This is a genomic window from Streptomyces sp. NBC_00400 (genome assembly GCF_036048035.1).
GTDB lineage: Bacteria > Actinomycetota > Actinomycetes > Streptomycetales > Streptomycetaceae > Streptomyces.
Map to the genome: position 1 here is coordinate 1907345 of NZ_CP107940.1, position 17656 is coordinate 1925000.

9 protein-coding genes, 2 rRNA genes and 1 pseudogene (1 of these 12 only partly in view) are annotated in these 17656 nt (G+C 68.0%); 5 read left to right on the forward strand and 7 right to left on the reverse strand.

The window, feature by feature from the left end:
- Positions 1 to 287: 287 nt before the first annotated feature.
- From OHS81_RS08365 to OHS81_RS08375, 3 genes are all read right to left on the reverse strand, one after another.
- Positions 288 to 1049: a thioesterase II family protein gene (locus tag OHS81_RS08365; RefSeq protein ID WP_328383914.1), complete on the reverse strand. Its 762-nt coding sequence runs from the start codon at positions 1047 to 1049 to the stop codon at positions 288 to 290.
- A 732-nt stretch (positions 1050 to 1781) separates the two neighbouring features.
- Positions 1782 to 2522, reverse strand: coding sequence for a response regulator transcription factor (locus tag OHS81_RS08370; RefSeq protein WP_328383916.1), 741 nt, complete (start codon positions 2520 to 2522; stop codon positions 1782 to 1784).
- Positions 2519 to 3805, reverse strand: coding sequence for a sensor histidine kinase (locus OHS81_RS08375; RefSeq protein ID WP_328383918.1), 1287 nt, complete (start codon positions 3803 to 3805; stop codon positions 2519 to 2521). Before OHS81_RS08375 ends, OHS81_RS08370 begins: the two co-directional genes overlap by 4 nt.
- A 244-nt stretch (positions 3806 to 4049) precedes the next feature.
- Here OHS81_RS08375 and OHS81_RS08380 point away from each other — a divergent pair, with 244 nt between their 5' ends.
- Positions 4050 to 4928 (forward strand): CPBP family intramembrane glutamic endopeptidase, encoded by an 879-nt coding sequence (locus OHS81_RS08380; protein WP_328383920.1) that lies wholly within the window; start codon positions 4050 to 4052, stop codon positions 4926 to 4928.
- Positions 4929 to 4940: 12 nt separating this feature from the next.
- Here the strand turns inward: OHS81_RS08380 and OHS81_RS37405 are convergent, their stop codons facing one another.
- Positions 4941 to 5312, reverse strand: coding sequence for a TIGR02679 domain-containing protein (locus OHS81_RS37405; RefSeq protein WP_443058666.1), 372 nt, complete (start codon positions 5310 to 5312; stop codon positions 4941 to 4943).
- A 253-nt stretch (positions 5313 to 5565) separates the two neighbouring features.
- Here OHS81_RS37405 and OHS81_RS08390 point away from each other — a divergent pair, with 253 nt between their 5' ends.
- Positions 5566 to 5985: an effector-associated constant component EACC1 gene (locus tag OHS81_RS08390; protein ID WP_328383922.1), complete on the forward strand. Its 420-nt coding sequence runs from the start codon at positions 5566 to 5568 to the stop codon at positions 5983 to 5985.
- Between the two features lie 6 nt (positions 5986 to 5991).
- Entirely contained in the window at positions 5992 to 9909 is a 3918-nt protein-coding gene (locus OHS81_RS08395; protein WP_328383924.1) for a caspase, EACC1-associated type, read from the forward strand.
- A 35-nt stretch (positions 9910 to 9944) separates the two neighbouring features.
- On the opposite strand, the gene OHS81_RS08400 is transcribed toward OHS81_RS08395, so the two are convergent.
- A complete protein-coding gene (locus OHS81_RS08400) occupies positions 9945 to 11006 on the reverse strand; it encodes a beta family protein (protein WP_328383926.1) in 1062 nt (353 codons plus the stop codon).
- A 378-nt stretch (positions 11007 to 11384) separates the two neighbouring features.
- Here OHS81_RS08400 and OHS81_RS08405 point away from each other — a divergent pair, with 378 nt between their 5' ends.
- On the forward strand, positions 11385 to 11948 hold the full coding sequence (locus OHS81_RS08405; RefSeq protein ID WP_328383928.1) for an AAA family ATPase: 564 nt from the start codon (positions 11385 to 11387) through the stop codon (positions 11946 to 11948).
- 225 nt (positions 11949 to 12173) lie between these two features.
- Positions 12174 to 14523: pseudogene (locus tag OHS81_RS37410) on the forward strand (hypothetical protein); the annotation flags it as partial.
- Positions 14524 to 14735: 212 nt separating this feature from the next.
- On the opposite strand, the gene rrf reads toward OHS81_RS37410, so the two are convergent.
- Positions 14736 to 14852 (reverse strand): 5S ribosomal RNA (gene rrf, locus OHS81_RS08420).
- Positions 14853 to 14926: 74 nt separating this feature from the next.
- Positions 14927 to 17656, reverse strand: a 23S ribosomal RNA gene (locus OHS81_RS08425); it runs 393 nt beyond the window's last position.

Here is a 17656-nt window from a genome sequence, read left to right on the forward strand (position 1 = left end):
TGACGCCCCGCCGGTGGGCGGACGCGAGACGAGGCGGCCAGCCCGAGCCGAGGGCGGCGATCCCTCCGAGGCCGTGCGCAACGATCCCCCCGTTCACGAAGATCACCTCAACGTCCTGTCATGGAACACCCGTTGCAGTACCCGCCAGCTCGTCACGTCACATCACGTCGGGTCCGATCACGTCATGTCACGTCAGGTCAGGTCAGGTCAGGTCAGGTCAGGTCACATCACGTCGCGCTGCGGCCTTCGGCCGGGGCAAGCAAGCTATGCCGACGTCACGCCGCGCCTCACCCGAGGGCAACGAGCCGCTCACGGATGTCGCGGACCAGCTCGGCTTCGTGAGGGAGGAGGTAGAAGTGCCCCCCGGGAAACGCGCGCGCATCACAACGGGCCGAGGTCAGCTCTGCCCATGCCCGGACTTCGCCGGGGGCCGGCTGGGGGTCGTCCGTCCCGAAGTAGGCGACGACGGGAATGTCCAGGGCAGGAGCCTTGGGCTCCGCCACATACGCTTCGAGCAGTTGGTAGTCCGCCCGGATCGGCGGCATGAACAGCTCGCGCATCTCGGGGTCTTGCAGGAGCTCCGCCCCCGGTCCGCCGTGCCGGCCGACCGTGGCGAGCAACTTCTCATCGGTGAGGTCCCCGTCGCTGAGGCGCCGCAGGAGATGGGGAGCGGCCCGGCTGGAGACGAGGAGCGCCGCCGGGCCCGCCCCGCGCTCGGTGAGCAGTGCAGCGACCTCATGCGCCACGGAGGCGCCCATGCTGTGACCGAAAAATACCGTGCGGAGCGTCATACGAGGTGCCAGCTCGTCGGCCACCCGACCGGCGAGCTCCGCCATGCTCGTGATGCCGGGTTCCGCGATGCGCTCCTCACGACCCGGGTAGCACACCGCGCTCACTTCCCAATCAGCCGGGAACTTCTGCGGCCAGGAGCGGTAGAAACTCGCCGAGCCGCCGGCGTGCGGGAAGCAGACGAGCCGCAGCCGCGGTGCGGCCACCGGCCGGTAGGTGCGCAGCCACCGTGGGGCGGGCTGGCCAGAGGAGAGAGACATACGCAAAAGCTTAGGTGCCGACCCCGAGTACGTGCCGGACGAGATCACCTTCCAGCTCAGAAGCTCCCGCAATGGTCACCGCATCGCCTTCCGTCGTCCGCCCCGGGCTCGGCCAATATGGCGGGCTGCCCTGGCGCCCGTGTTCACCGATCGGTTCTCCGTGTGCGGCAGAGGCGGCGTGCCTCTCTCGGTACGTCTGATTCCGCCGCCTGCGCCGCCTCGCAGCCCGGCGCCCTGCACGGTGGCATCCCGGACGTGTGCGGGCCCGGAGCCTGGCCGCTCAGCTCCTCGGGCGTCAGCGCTCAGGCGGCCGTGCAGCAGCGGTCCGCCGCGTACCGCATGTGGCGACCACGACGAGGGTCACCAGAAACCGGACCTGGCAACCCCGGATTCAGCGCGAAGAACAAGTACGGGGCTGCGAGCAGCATGCACCGCGGAACGGCAGATCAGTCCCACCCCAACTGACCCGACGCCAACGCACCAGCCGGCCGGTCGTCGGCCCTCCACCACCGCACGACAGTGGCCCAGGTAATCCAACATCCCTGACGACGCACAGCCTTCGCGGTTCGAGTCACCTTGAGGGGGCCCTTGCCCACCACGACAAGGACGCGCGAGGAAACGACCGGAACGACGCCACCTTGCCGGGTCCTGCCGCCGAGACAGAAACACTCGGGGACCACCCGAGAAAGGAACAGTCGAGGAGGAGCACAGGGGACGAGCTGCCGTTGCGGGCTATCGGGGCCTGGCCGGCATGACGGGCTGATCCGGGTCAGTCCATCCCCCCGGATCACCCACCCCCGTTGGATCAGCCACCCCCGTTTCGAAGGCCAGGACGACCGCCTGGGTGCGGTTGCCGACGCCCAACTTGGCCAGCACATTGCCCACATGTGTCTTCACGGTCTCCAAGCTCACCACCAGCCGGGCTGCAATGTCCTGGTTGGACAGCCCACGTGCCATCAGACGCAGCGTCTCTGTCTCGCGGCCGGTGAGCGCGGTGGTCACGGAGGCGTCTCGTCGAACTTGCCGGCCCGCGGCCATCCGGCGGACCGCGTCCGGAAACAGCACCGAGTCGCCGGCCGCCACCAACCGGATGGCGTGCGCAATCTGCTGTGACGGGGCGCGTTTGCGGATGAATCCACTGGCTCCGGCCCGCAGGGCGTCCCAGACGTACTCGTCATTCTCGAACGTGGTGATCACCACGACCTTCGGCGGGTCGGGCAATGCCCTCAGCCGCCGGGTGGCTTCGATCCCGTCCACCAGCGGCATGCGCACATCCATCAGCACCACGTCCGGTCGCAGCCGGGTCACCGCGGCAACCACCTCGGCGCCGTCATCGACCTCGCCCACCACGTCCAGGTCGGGCTTGGCTGACAGCAGCGTCCGCAAACCGGTGCGGGTCAGTTCGTCGTCGTCCACGACGAGTACGGTCACGGGCGGGTCGGCGTCCGGACCCGGCGCTGTGGAGGCGTTCATGACGCCGACCGTAGCGGTATCCGGACCAAGAGCCGCCAGCGTGCCTCCCCCGCGTCCACACCGTCCCGGCCGTCCCCGTCGTCGCTGGCGTGGCTGCTGCCACTCTCCACGACCCCGGCGTACGTCGTTCCCCGCAGCAGCCGCACCCGGTCCCCGATCCCCTCCAGCCCCTGGCCCCCGGGCCGCTGCCGGGCAGCTATCCCCGTACCGACCGGATTGGTCAGCTCCAACTCCAGCCACCCGTCCCGCACCGCCGTCCGCAGCCGGATCCCGGCCTTCCCTCCGTGCCGCAGGGCATTGGTCAGCCCCTCCTGGACGACCCGGTACGCCTCCCGCGACACCGTGGCCGGCACCAGGGCCAGATCGCCTTGAACCTTCACGGCCAATTCCGCGCCCGCTCCACGGACTCGCTCCACCAGCGGACCGAGGTCCGCGAGGGTCGGCCGGGACACTGTGGACGGCCGTTCCTCCCGCAGCATCCCAAGAACGTGGTCGAGATCGTCCATGGCGGCCCGCGATGTCTCCTCAATGCTGTTCAGGGCACGTCTGGCTCCTGCCGGGTCACTGTCCATCAGCTCCACCGCCACCGCCGCCTGGATCGTGGACGCCGTCAGGGTGTGGCCGATCGAGTCGTGCAACTCCTGCGCCAGTCGGTTCCGTTGCGCCAACAGGTTCATCCGCTCCTCGGCGGCAGCCAGCCGCTCTCCGGGCCGGTGGCCGAGGAGCACCGGCGCGAGCCGTCGAAGCAGCTCCGCACCGCCGAGTGTGACCCCGGCCGCAAGCGCCAGGCATCCCACGGCCGGCAGCAATGCCCACGTCCCCCGCCAGCCCTCCCCGATCCACAGGGACAGGCCGAAGACGGTCATGCGCTCCCCACCGCCCAGCCAGACCGAGGGAAACGCCACGGCTCCGAACACGGCCAGGCACGAGACTGCCGTCACCACCCCACCGAGCAGCATGTGCGGCACCAGCCACACCGCGGTGCGCAGCCGGTTGACCCAGCGCGGTCCCGTCGTGGCCAGCGGCGCGGGCAGACCGGTCCCCAGCAGCCCGTTGGCCAGCCGCACACTCGCGCGCCTGGCCGACAGGGGAGCGCCCATGGACACCGTCACCACGGCGAACGCACACACGAAGCCCAGCACCCGGAGCCCCGTCGGCCACCTCGGCGGCGCGAACAGCAGCGCCGCCGTCAGCGGCGGCAGGCTCAAGGCCGCGCCGAGGGCCGCATACACCCAGTCCCGGAACCCAACCCCGCACGAGAGCGGGCGAATTGATTTATCCACGGCCGGAACGTACCCCGGCGCCGCCCCGGTCGCCTCCCCCGAAAGCGCGAGAACGCACCCCGAAAGAGGGGGAATCAGCATTCGCTCTCGACAGCGATGCGAAGCCCCTCCGCCTGATGTGAGAGTTGAGAGTCCGCCACAGAGGAAACCCCGACGGCGAGAAGAAACCCCTCAAAGGCCGCCACGCCGAACGCGGGTGGCACCCCCTCCTCCTCCCCCCGGAAAAGACGAAAGGTAGACGTTAGTGCTCGCCAACCATGCGAAACCCGTCACCCGTAGAGGCGTGCCGGTTTTCCTCCTCATCTCCTTCGCCGGAACCTGGCTCTGGCTACTGTTCGCACGAGCGGGCCTGGACCTGTCCCCGCTCAGTCCCCTCCTGCAACTACCCGGCTTCTGTATGCCCGGAATCGCCGCAGTGGTGGTCCGCCGCTGGATCACGAACGAAGGTTTCGCCGACGCCGGAATGAGACTCCGCCTCAATTCGGCCTGGCGCTACTACGTCGTGGCCTGGCTGGGCCCACCGCTCATCGCCGCTGCCACCCTCGCTCTCGCCGCTGCGCTCGGACTGTGGGACCCGGACCTGTCCGGCCCGGGCGGCTTACCCGGAACGAAAGAACTGGCGACCGTCCTTGGCCTCATGACGGTGGCCCTATTCCTCACCCCGCTCTATGCGGGCGAGGAATTCGGCTGGACCAGCTACCTCAGACCGCGCCTTTTCGGCGGCCGTACGGTCCCGTCCATCATCGCCACAGGGCTGATATGGGCAGTGTGGCACTTTCCGCTGGCCTTCGTCGGCTACGTCGAGTTCACGAATGTGGTGATCGGCCTGGCGGTGTGGACCCTGTCCTTCCAGCTCCAGGAGATCATTCTCATGTGGCTGTACCAGCGCAGCGGCAGCGTCTGGGTCGCGAGTCTGGCCCACGCGGGAAACAACATGGTCCTCTTCCTGATCCTCGGCGAAACCCTGGACGGGAGGGGAGGCCTGGGCCCAGTCACCCCCATGCTGCTGGTCCTCGTCCCCATAGCCCTCATCTGCCTGTGGATCATCGGCACCCGAAGACTGACCCGCGAACGCCGGACCGCGGAGCCGCTGCTCGCACCGCACGTCGCCGGAACGGACTGAGGGCAATCGCAGTCACACACCACCGATACCAGGCCTGCGCTCGCGGATGCGGACTCGGGTGCGGGCGCAAGTGCGGACTTGGACTCCGGCGCGGACGCGTCCCACGCGGGCGAGTGGTCCGTCGCCGCTCGGACGCAGTCCGACGGCGAGAACTGTGACGGACAGTTCGTCGTCGGCGATGTCCGCCCGGGCCCACAGGGCGCGTCGGTCCGCTGCGGACTGCGGCGGGGCGGCCACAGGCATGTGCCCGGCCGGGACTTCCGGCTCCGTCCGACCGCGACAGACCGCACACTGCGCGTCGAGGTCACCGATACCCGCACCGAACGGGTACCACTGCCGGCCAGGAGCCGACGGGTGATGCCGAGGCGGGAGGGGCCTACTCATCGTTGTCCGGCCGGCGACACGCTGGGGATTCTCCCCTCGCGTCGGCGCACCGGGGAAGACGGTGTGAGCGGAGCTGCGTCTGGAGCGACGGAGGGTGGTGCCCGCTTCCGGCCAGCCACTTTCGGGCCAAGGACCAGCGCTTTCCGGCAACGGATGTGCCCGTTGTCAGACCCACGGACTACTCTCGGACGCTCCGTGGGGCCGTGCGCCCACGCGAACCGTCCACGCCGCGGAAGACCCGGGGGAATGCATCGTGACCACCCTGCCCAACGACCGTTCCGGGTACCGAATCTCGATCGTCGACGACGATGCCTTGCGCGCACGCAAGGAGGCGCGTGAGCTCCTCTCCGAGATCACCGACGCCGATCCGGGCGCAGCGCTCGACATCCCCCGGCAGCGCACGCCCGGTGGCTCGGACAAGGGCGGGCTGTCGGCCGACACGGTCGGGGTACTGATCAGTGCCGGTTCGCTGGTCGCCTCCGGGGTGCAGATCTGGCTGGCCCGGGTACCGCAGCGGACGATCGTGGTCAGGCGGCCGGACGGCGCGACCCTCCAGATCACCGGGCGGGAGGCGCGCGAGGACGACGAGCGGATCGAGCGGTTCCTCTCAGGTGGTGGCGAGCCCGCCGAGGGCCGCGAAGACGACAACGACAGCGGAACCGCGGCGGGCTGAGCGCGCATGGCCGACAACGACCGATACGCCATGCTCATCGGTGTGTCCACGTACGACAGCGACACCTACCCCGATCTGCCGCCCGTCCGCGCCGATCTGCACTACATGCAGGCAGTGCTGCAGAACACCGAGATCGGCATGTACAACGACTGCGCGATGGTCGCCGAGCCGACCCGCGCGGAGATGCTGCATGCCGTAGAGACATACCTGGAGGAGCGGCAGCCGAGCGAGACGGCCCTGCTGTACTTCAGCGGGCACGGCGAGTTCTGCGAGGACGATAACCAGCTCTACTTCCTCCCCCGCGACGCCGACCCGGCGGACCTGCCGGGCACAGCGGTGCCGGCGGAGTTCCTGGAGCGGATGCTGCAGTCCTGCCGTGCCTCGTCGAAGCTCGTGCTGCTGGACTGCTGCTCCAGCGGGTCGGTCGTCCAGGGCTGGACCTCGAAGGGCGCCCCGGAAGCGGACCGGAAGCCCGCGCCCAGCACCTTGCTGCGGCCGACCGGCGTGTACTTCATCACCGCCTCCGACGCGCTGCAGACCGCGTCGGCGATGGCTCCGCCCGGGTCCACGCTCGGCACGTCCCGGTTCACCGGCGAGATCGTGGAGGGATTGCGGAACGGACGGATCAAGGGCAGCGGCTGGATCTCGCCGGACGAATTGTTCGACTACCTGACGCAGCAGATGACACGCAACGGCGTGCCGGAGGAGCAGCGCCCCACCAAGTCCACGATCCGGGCCACGCGGAGCCTGCCCTTCGCGCGGTCGGTGGCGCGGCCGGTTCACCTCCCGGCGCTGCCCGGTGGCGAGGCCGGGATGGGGCCACTCGCCCCGGCCCTGTCGAAGGCCCGGGAACAGGCCACGATGGACGCGCGGGAGGGCGTGGACCGACAGCGGCTGCTGCGCTACTACGGGCACTGCCTCACCGCCGAAGCGGCGGCCGGCATGCTGCCCGACCGCGACGGCGGGCGGGACTCGGATTACTTCCTGCTGGGGAGGGGCGAGGAGACGATCCAGTCGGGGAGGGGGCAGACCTTCCCGGCCCCGACCCAACTGCCCCGGCCGCAGGCCAAGCAGGGCAAGGCGGGCGGCGGGGCAACGCAGCAGGAGTACTGGTACGGCTACCCGGCCGTCACCCTTCCCGTGCACGAGGGAGGCGGCCGGGGGCGCCGTACACCGGTGCACCTCGCGCCGCTGCTGATCCAGCAGATGGAACTCGCCCCGGACGAGAACGGCCGGGACGTGCTTCGCCCGACCGGGGTGCCGTCCCTGCATACCGGTGTCCTCGCGGAACTGCTGGACGCGGACAATGCGGCCGCCCTCGTCGCCCGCTGGCAGCCGACCTGGCAGGAGGGCAACGAAGCGCAGATGCTGCAGGCCGTGAAGCAGTTGCTGGAGGAGCTGGAGCTGCCGGAGCTGGAGCCGCTCGTTCCGTCCGCGCTCAGTGAGCGGACGGTCATGCAGGCGCTGCGGCCCGGCGCGCACAACGCGGCGGTGCTGCTGGTGCCGTCGGCTGCGGAGGCGAACGCCACACAGGCGCTGGTGGACAACCTGCTCCAGATGTCGACGCGGACCGAGCAGATCCCCGGCACCGCACTGGACGCCCTGCTGAGCGGTGGTGCGCCGGACACCGGGACGGAGCCCGCGGCCGTGGTGGTAGCACCGGGGCCGTGCAACGAGAGCCAGGAGCTGGTGGTCTCCTCCGCGATGACACGGGCGCTGACAGTGGCAACGGGGCCGCCCGGCACGGGCAAGAGCGAGGTGGTCACGGCCGTCGTCGCCACCTGTGTCGCTGCAGGGCAGTCCGTGCTGGTCGCGTCCACGAACAACGAGGCGGTCAACGTCGTCGCCGAGCGCTGCGACGCGATCGCGCCGGGGCTGTTGATGCGGACGGGCAACAAGGAGGCATTGGAGCGCGAGGCGGAGAAGCTGGAGCGGCTGCTCGGCGAGCCCGCCCAGGCGCCGCGGCGGAGCTCGGCCACCGTGGGAGGGGCGCTGCGCAACGCCCGTGCACGGGCTGCCGGGCAGCAGGCGGAGGCGGAACGCCGGGTCGGCGAGGAGGGGCAGCTGCTGGAGCTGCTCCGGGACCGGGAGGAACAGGCTGCCGCACTGGAGCTGCCGTTGACGCTGCTGGAGGGTGTCTGGGCGGCAAGGGCGAACGGGGACGGCGCGGCAGCGCTGGGCCGCTGGGAAGGCAGGGCCCGGAAGGCGGCCGGGGCCCGCTGGTGGCTGTTCGGTGGGTGGCGCAGGGCGCGGGCGCTGGGTGCGCTGGTTACGGCGGCAGGCACCTCGGAGGAGGGCGGCCCGCCGTGGCCAGGGTGGGCGACCGGGCGGCCCGTACCGCCAAAGCTGCTGGCGGACCTGGCGGACGCGGTGGCCGTGGAGCGCCGGCTGCGGGAGCTCCTACCGCGGCACGCGGGATGGGACGAGGAAGGCCTGAAGCAGTCGCGGCTGGAGACCGCGGCTGCGTTGTCGGAGGTGTCCGCGGAGCTGTCCGGGGCGGTGTCGGCGGAGGTCCTGGCGCGGGCGCGGGGACTGATGGGGCAGCGGCTCCAAGCGCTGCGGGGGCGGTCCGGGTTCCAGAAGAGCCAGCGCAACCTGATGGCACGCCTCAAGGGCTGGGCGATCAGCACCCACTCGGTGCGGCAGCTCGAACTCACGCCGAAGCTGTTCGACCTCGTCGTCATCGACGAGGCCAGCCAGTGCTCCGTACCGTCGGTACTGCCGCTGCTCTTCCGGGCCCGGCGGGCGCTGATCATCGGTGACCCGATGCAGCTGGCCCACATCGCCGGCATCGCCCAGCAGGGGGAGCGGCAGGCCCGGGTCCGGGCCGGGCTGAGCGCGGCGCAGTTGGAGCACCACCGGCTCACCTACCACCTGTACTCCGCGTACCACGCGGCGGCGCAGCACGGTGACACCGCCCTGCTGCTCGACGAGCACTACCGTTGCCATCCCGAGATCGCCGATGTCGTCAACGGTCATTGCTATGCCGGTCAGTTGCAGGTGCTCACCGACGTGCGGCAGCAGGTCCCTGCGCTCGACCCGACGGGGTCGGCCGACCCGGCGCCGGTGCTGGGCTGGGTGGAGGTGCCGGGTGGCGAGTCGGCGCGGGGTGGTGGCGGGCGGTCCTGGCGCAACGGCGCCGAGGCCGGTGCGGTGCGACAGGTGGTGGACGCACTGCTCGCGCAGCTGCCGCAGGACGCGACGGTGGGCGTGGTGACGCCGTTCCGGGCGCAGAAGGAGGCACTGGCGCGGGTGTGGCGCGATGAGGACCGGGTGCGGGTCGGTACGGTGCACGCGTTCCAGGGCGGGCAGCGCGATGTGATGGTGCTGAGCCCGGTGGCCACGCTGAACACCCCGCCGAGGACGACGCACTGGGTGGCGAGCCAGGTCAACCTGTGGAACGTGGCGGTCACCCGCGCCAAGTCGCAGCTGATCACGGTGGGCTGCCATGCGTTCTGGCAGGGGCAGAGCGGTCTGCCGGCGATGCTCGCCGCGCGCTCGGTGCCGCTGGGCGCGGCATCTGACAGTGGCCACGCCGCGGGTGCCGGGGACGGCGTCGACAGCTCGCAAGGTACGGCCGGCCCGGGGACGGCGTGGCGGGAGGAGCTCACCGACCGGCTTCAGCAGTACCTCGCCGGGCGCGGCATCACCGAGCTGGAGCGCGCAGCGGTGGTCGGCGGCCACCCGGTGGATCTGCTGTTCACGGTGGACGGGGAGAACACGGCAGTGCTGATCGACACGGGTCCGCCGCAGGGCCGGGCCCCGGCCCGGCACCTCCGGCTGACACACGCCCGCGGTGACCTGCTGACCGGACTGCCGTCCGGCGGCCATGGGGCGAAGACGTGCGAGGTGGGTCGGACGGTGCGGGTGCCGGCGTGGCGGATCCTGGCGGGTGCGGATGCACTGGGGCCGCTGTTCGACTGAGCCGGCAAGCCCGGGGCGGAAGGGAACGAGGCCGGTCAGCGCCCGCGAAGGCACCGGACGGCGTACGTGAAGTGCTGGACGTTCCCGGCCCGCAGCCAATCACCGACCTGGCCCGTACCCTTACTGGTCGTGAGGGGACCCTCGGCGCAGTCGCGCAGCCAGGTCTCCCCGGCACTGGCGGTGGCTCCCCTGAACTCCGGCAGGTCGCGGATCCGGCCGGCTGCCGCCCGGATGCCCGCCGTGCGGTCGGGCCCACGGGTCAGCACCTTGCACAGCACGAACCAGTGGTCGGTGGTGTATCGGAGGACACCCCAGGGCGGCGGGCCTCCGCCGCCCTGCTCCTGAGCAAGAGCGGTGACCGGCTGCACACCGTAGTCGCCGTAGGCGAGCCGTGCCAGATAGTGGCGATCACTCGCACGCACCTCGTGCCACATGTGCCAGTCGGTGCGGGGCTCTTCGTGCAGCTCCCCCAGTTCCAGCAGGTCGTCCGTCACCTGCGGGAAGCCCCCGCCGAGAACGGTGACGGTCCGCCACGGAGCAAGGGCGTGCAGGGCGTCCAGGGCTCGCAGCGCCTCCTTGCCGGCGTCGGGACGGCCCGGGAGCACACCGCCCATGTCCAGCAGCAGGTCGACGGTCACCTCGGGGCCGGCCCGGGTCAGGAGCCGTTCGACGGCTTCGGGCACACGGCTGTCCCACTCCCCCGGCACCCGGACGCGCACACCGGCCCCGCAGCCGTAGCGTGCGGCGGTCCCCAGGGCGGCGGATTGCTGGGCCTCGCTCCGCTCCGGCCCGGTCACCGGCCGCAGCAGGCGGGAGAGCCCGGTGCACTCGGCGAGTATCTCCGCAAGTGCCGGTATCTGCGCCTCCTCGGCGAACGGGGCGTCGAGCCAGCCGGGATGACGACGGTGCGCTCCCCTCACCCGGTTCAGCTCCCTCTGCCAGTGGGCGTTCTTCAGTCCCTCCGGGGTCACGCCGGGACTCGGCGGAAGGTTCCACAGCGGGGCCATCGCGGCCTGTATGTCCGGTCGGAGGTGTGCGTAGGCCGTCCTGGCGTACTGCCGGACGGGTAGGATGGGAACGTAGAGCGGTTCGGACATCGCGGCTCCCCCTCGGCACTGCCCGCGCGCTTCCCTCCCCGTCAGAGTGGGCGGACGGCAAGGCGCCGGGAAAGAGAGCCCTTTCGGTCCCGATGGCTGAGATACGCAAGTTCCTGATAGCGCTGTGACGCACGATGTGCTGTTCGTAACGCTCGGTGGCCGGACACGTCAAGTAGGCACTGCGCGGCGAGAACTGAGTGTTGTTCAGTCCTGTGCACCATTGCTTCCGCCACCCGTGCGCCGAACCAATTCGCCGGGTGCTTGGCGCCCGGCCGCTTCACGATGGGCGCGAGGCTTGAACCACCGCATCTTCGGTCTGACCGTGCTCAACTTCCGCCCCTGACCGGCACGAAGCTGCCTCTCGGGCCCCTGACCGTCATGGTCGGCCCCAACGCGGCAGGCAAGTCGAATGTGCTGCACGCCCTGGAGTTCCTGCGGGACGTGACGCGCATGGGCATCGAGCCGGACCTCGAAGAACAGGGCGGGTTCGATGTCCTGGCCTTCCGCGGTGACCGGAAGCCGGTGTCACGAATCACCATCGGCATCGAGGGCATCTGGTCCGACTTCGCATCGGAAGAGGCGCCGGACCGCTACGAGTTGAGCGTTTCGCGGAGCCGGGTACCGGACGAGGTCCGGGAGCGGCACTCGATGTACCGACGGGAATCCTTCGCACAGCATCCGGCGGAGAGCACCGAGACGTCGGTGGACGAGCGGCTCCCTGACGGTCAGCAGCCCGCTGGTAGGCGACGAAGCGGACGATGCGGTCGCCGTCGGGCGCATGGCTTCCGCGCTGCACTCGAAGGCAGCATTACCCCTGTTGGAAGACGTCAGGTCGGTGGTACCGCAGATCCGGGACATCCACCTGGTGGCTGCCCCCGGAAGAGCCGGCCATATTGCGGTCGAGCTCGAAGAAGAGGGACTCAGGGGGCTGCACCCCGCTGAGGGAGGCCTCGTGGGGAACCGTGCCAACGCGTCATCGAGAAGCCCGAGTACGAGCCGATGGGCGGCCTCTGCTGCTCCGGCGCCCTGGGGGTGGCCTGTGAGTCCGAAGCCTGCGCGAGGGCGTCGGCGTTCGATGATCGTTGTGGCTGGTGAGAGCGACTACGACCGCAAGGTGCTCCAGCATCTGGTTCCCGCTCTGCATCCAGGGAACTGCCCGGAGTGGTGGGCTTCCGGGAGGTGCTCCTCAAGCACGCGCGGGTATCTAGGGGTGCACATGCCTCGAAAAGGAGTTCGACGGCTGCCACCAGTGCCTACTGCGGCGGGTCCCGGCCGCCGACTACGACAGGGTGAGCTGCAACGAGGTCCGGCAGATGCTGGACGAGCTGCTCGGCACCGGTGGAGAGCGCCGGCGGACTTCGGCGGTCGCGACGACGCGGCACGTTTCCCTGCAGCGGCAGGCCGAGAGCGACCTGGAGATCCTCTTCATCGACACGCTCCAGGACTGGGCGAAGCAGGCCGGGTCCGGGGCCACCGCGGACACGTATCCCATCTCGGCCGTGCACGTACGCCCTCGACCTGCGGCTAACGGCCGCCGACGGCACGACCGTGAGCTGGCGCGTCTCCCAGCAGGGCGCCCTGGGCGGCGCCCGGCCCGACTTACTCCTCGAACGGCTCGACGCCCCGAGCACGCGTGTGGCCCTGTACCTCGACGGCTACGCCTACCACGCCACCCGCGACCACAACCGGCTCGCCGACGACGCCGCGAAGCGGACTCGGCTCAGGGCGGAGGGCCTGCGGATGTTCCAACTGACCTTCCACGACGTCAAGGAGTGGCGCCAGCGGGTCAAGGGCACCGGGTACGCGGCAGCGGGACCGAGCGACCCGGTATGGGAGCCGTACGGCACGAACGGCCGGAAGCGTGCCCGTGACTACTACGACCGCGTGGGCGGGGGCCTGCCCGGCGAGCTGGTGGACACGGCCTGGGTCAACCCGGCCTCGCTGGTGCTCGCCTACCTGCGCGCTACCCGGATGCCGGACGCTGGCAGCCGCGGGCGGAGGCGGCGGCCGGCCTGAGCGGGACCGACGGCGTGCGCGCACCGCCCTCGCCGACGAAAGTGTCGGCGAGACCGTCCGGCAGGCGCTGCGTGGCGGCGTACCGACGGCGCGACCGGGCCGGTGCAGCTACTGTCCGGACCGGACGCATCGGGCTGCCGTCTCGTGCTGGCCGCGGACGGCCGGCGCACACCGCCGGTGTGGACGGGGCTCACCGTCCTGGACGACGGTGACGCTGCTCTGGCGGACGAGCAGGCGCACAAGCGGCGTTGGCGGGCCTGGCTGTATTGGAGCGATGTGCTGCAGTTCCTGGAGCGCGGCGACAGTGACAGCGCCCAGTTGACGACCAGCATGCCCGATGGCTTCGCCACCGAGGTGCTCACGGTGACGGGCTGCGCCGGCTGGCTGCCGTCGACGCGGGCCCAGGTACCTGCGCGCCCCGAGGAACCCGCCGCCCACATCATTGCCCCCGTGCCCGCCCGCACCGTTGATCAGAGAGTCCCGAACCAGCCCCAGCCCGAAACCGACGAACCCAGCACGGGCACCGCTTTGGAGCGCGACCCCGGCTGGAGACAGGTCATTGATTACCTCGACCCCGAGGAGCCGGCGCTCCGCGGCCTCGCGCTCGCGCTGGCCGACGCCGGTGTGGTCGCTCCGCGGGACGGTTACGCACTGGACGGCAACCGCAAGCAGACCATCGACGACAGCCAGGCAGCACGAGACCGGCGTGCGCTTCTCGACGAACTCGGGGAACACAACTGGGACCCGGAGTTCCTGCACGACGAGTGGACGCAAGTCATCCTCGGACAGGTGTCGTCGGCACCCGCACCGACTACTTCCGGGAGCGGCGTGCCGGTCGCGGCAGGAATATCGGCCGCGCTGAGCGCGCGGCGATCTGGCAGCTCGTCGAACACCTCCCCCAGCGGCTTGATCCTCTCGGACGGCAAACCTGGGACCAGGTGGCCGAGCGCGCCGCGCGACTGGAGATGGGACGCGGACAGCGCATCCTCGGCATCGCCCAGCAGCGGGAGGAGGCCGGCGGCCTCGACAACATCCCCTTCAGGACGGCTCAGCAGGATGGCGGCGCCACCGCTACCGACACATCGTCGTAGACGAAGCGCAGGATCTGCGACCCGCCCACGGGCAGATCCTGCGCTCCGCCCTGAGCATCTTGGGCGAAACCACGTACGACGACCTCGACGGGGACAACAAGACCCTGGGCGGCTTCCGATCAGTGCTCAGCGGCAGTCGACCGTTCGGGCATCCGTCTCCGGGCTGGGCCGCCGAGCAGGAAGGCATCGCTGCCCTCAGCAATGAGTGGGACACCGCTCCAGAGCCCCGTACCCCGCACGAGCAGATCGCCATCTGCGTACGGGCACACGACACCTTCGCAGTAGCCCCCGCCGAGCACCGACATCGGGGACTGGGCCACCTTCTGAGTTTGCGGTGTACCCGAAGTCAGAAGAATTCAGCCGTGCCCTCTATGACCTCCGGTAGCTTGGGCAGCCTCATCAGCTTCTGATTGAGCAACTGCACGATCGCATCGGCCCTCTGCCGGCTGATGGGTTGAGCGATCGACACTGCGCCCCCCGTTCCGCCAGATCGTCCAAAAGTCCGCTGCTCTGCATGACCCCGTAGAACCGACACAGGCGACCGGCTCATGGAACGGGGCGAACGGACCCGGAACGCAGAAAAGCCCCGCACCATAAGGTGCGGGGCTTTCCCACAATGATTGTTCGGCGGCGTCCTACTCTCCCACAGGGTCCCCCCTGCAGTACCATCGGCGCTGAAAGGCTTAGCTTCCGGGTTCGGAATGTAACCGGGCGTTTCCCTAACGCAATGACCACCGAAACACTATGAAGTTAACCAACCCGGCACAATCACAGGTCGTTACTTCAGAACCTACACAGTGGACGCGAGCAACTGAGGACAAGCCCTCGGCCTATTAGTACCAGTCAACTCCACCCGTTACCAGGCTTCCATATCTGGCCTATCAACCCAGTCGTCTACTGGGAGCCTTAACCCCTCAAAGGGGGTGGGAGTACTCATCTCGAAGCAGGCTTCCCGCTTAGATGCTTTCAGCGGTTATCCTTTCCGAACGTAGCCAACCAGCCATGCCCTTGGCAGGACAACTGGCACACCAGAGGTTCGTCCGTCCCGGTCCTCTCGTACTAGGGACAGCCCTTCTCAATACTCCTACGCGCACAGCGGATAGGGACCGAACTGTCTCACGACGTTCTAAACCCAGCTCGCGTACCGCTTTAATGGGCGAACAGCCCAACCCTTGGGACCGACTCCAGCCCCAGGATGCGACGAGCCGACATCGAGGTGCCAAACCATCCCGTCGATATGGACTCTTGGGGAAGATCAGCCTGTTATCCCCGGGGTACCTTTTATCCGTTGAGCGACGGCGCTTCCACAAGCCACCGCCGGATCACTAGTCCCTACTTTCGTACCTGCTCGACCCGTCAGTCTCACAGTCAAGCTCCCTTGTGCACTTACACTCAACACCTGATTGCCAACCAGGCTGAGGGAACCTTTGGGCGCCTCCGTTACTCTTTAGGAGGCAACCGCCCCAGTTAAACTACCCACCAGACACTGTCCCTGATCCGGATCACGGACCCAGGTTAGACATCCAGCACGACCAGAGTGGTATTTCAACAATGACTCCACCATGACTGGCGTCACGGCTTCAAAGTCTCCCACCTATCCTACACAAGCCGAACCGAACACCAATATCAAGCTATAGTAAAGGTCCCGGGGTCTTTCCGTCCTGCTGCGCGAAACGAGCATCTTTACTCGTAATGCAATTTCACCGGGCCTATGGTTGAGACAGTCGAGAAGTCGTTACGCCATTCGTGCAGGTCGGAACTTACCCGACAAGGAATTTCGCTACCTTAGGATGGTTATAGTTACCACCGCCGTTTACTGGCGCTTAAGTTCTCAGCTTCGCCACACCGAAATGTGACTAACCGGTCCCCTTAACGTTCCAGCACCGGGCAGGCGTCAGTCCGTATACATCGCCTTACGGCTTCGCACGGACCTGTGTTTTTAGTAAACAGTCGCTTCTCGCTGGTCTCTGCGGCCACCACCAGCTCAGGAAGTAAATTCCATCACCAGCAATGGCCCCCCTTCTCCCGAAGTTACGGGGGCATTTTGCCGAGTTCCTTAACCATAGTTCACCCGAACGCCTCGGTATTCTCTACCTGACCACCTGAGTCGGTTTAGGGTACGGGCCGCCATGAAACTCGCTAGAGGCTTTTCTCGACAGCATAGGATCATCCACTTCACCACAATCGGCTCGGCATCAGGTCTCAGGCTTCATGCTGTCCGGATTTACCTGGACAACGCCCTACACCCTTACCCCGGGACAACCACCGCCCGGGCTGGACTACCTTCCTGCGTCACCCCATCACTTACCTACTACCACCTTGGATCAGCGGCTCCACCACTCCCCTTTGTCCGAAGACTCCAGGGCGGCTTCACGGCCTTAGCATTAATGGATTCGATATTGGGCGCTTCAAAGCGGGTACCGGAATATCAACCGGTTGTCCATCGACTACGCCTGTCGGCCTCGCCTTAGGTCCCGACTTACCCTGGGCAGATCAGCTTGACCCAGGAACCCTTAGTCAATCGGCGCACACGTTTCCCACGTGTGTATCGCTACTCATGCCTGCATTCTCACTCGTGAACCGTCCACAACTCGTTTCCACGGCTGCTTCACCCGGCACACGACGCTCCCCTACCCATCACAACGGACGTTGGTCCTCATGCTGCAATGACACGACTTCGGCGGTGTGCTTGAGCCCCGCTACATTGTCGGCGCGGAATCACTTGACCAGTGAGCTATTACGCACTCTTTCAAGGGTGGCTGCTTCTAAGCCAACCTCCTGGTTGTCTCTGCGACTCCACATCCTTTCCCACTTAGCACACGCTTAGGGGCCTTAGTCGATGCTCTGGGCTGTTTCCCTCTCGACCATGGAGCTTATCCCCCACAGTCTCACTGCCGCGCTCTCACTTACCGGCATTCGGAGTTTGGCTAAGGTCAGTAACCCGGTAGGGCCCATCGCCTATCCAGTGCTCTACCTCCGGCAAGAAACACACGACGCTGCACCTAAATGCATTTCGGGGAGAACCAGCTATCACGGAGTTTGATTGGCCTTTCACCCCTAACCACAGGTCATCCCCCAGGTTTTCAACCCTGGTGGGTTCGGTCCTCCACGAAGTCTTACCTCCGCTTCAACCTGCCCATGGCTAGATCACTCCGCTTCGGGTCTTGGGCACGCTACTCAACGCCCTATTCGGACTCGCTTTCGCTACGGCTTCCCCACACGGGTTAACCTCGCAACATACCGCAAACTCGCAGGCTCATTCTTCAAAAGGCACGCAGTCACGACGCACCGAGCAAGCTCGATGCGCGACGCTCCCACGGCTTGTAGGCACACGGTTTCAGGTACTATTTCACTCCGCTCCCGCGGTACTTTTCACCATTCCCTCACGGTACTATCCGCTATCGGTCACCAGGGAATATTTAGGCTTAACGGGTGGTCCCGCCAGATTCACACGGGATTTCTCGGGCCCCGTGCTACTTGGGTGGTTCTCAAACGAGCCGCTAATGTTTCAGCTACGGGGGTCTTACCCTCTACGCCGGACCT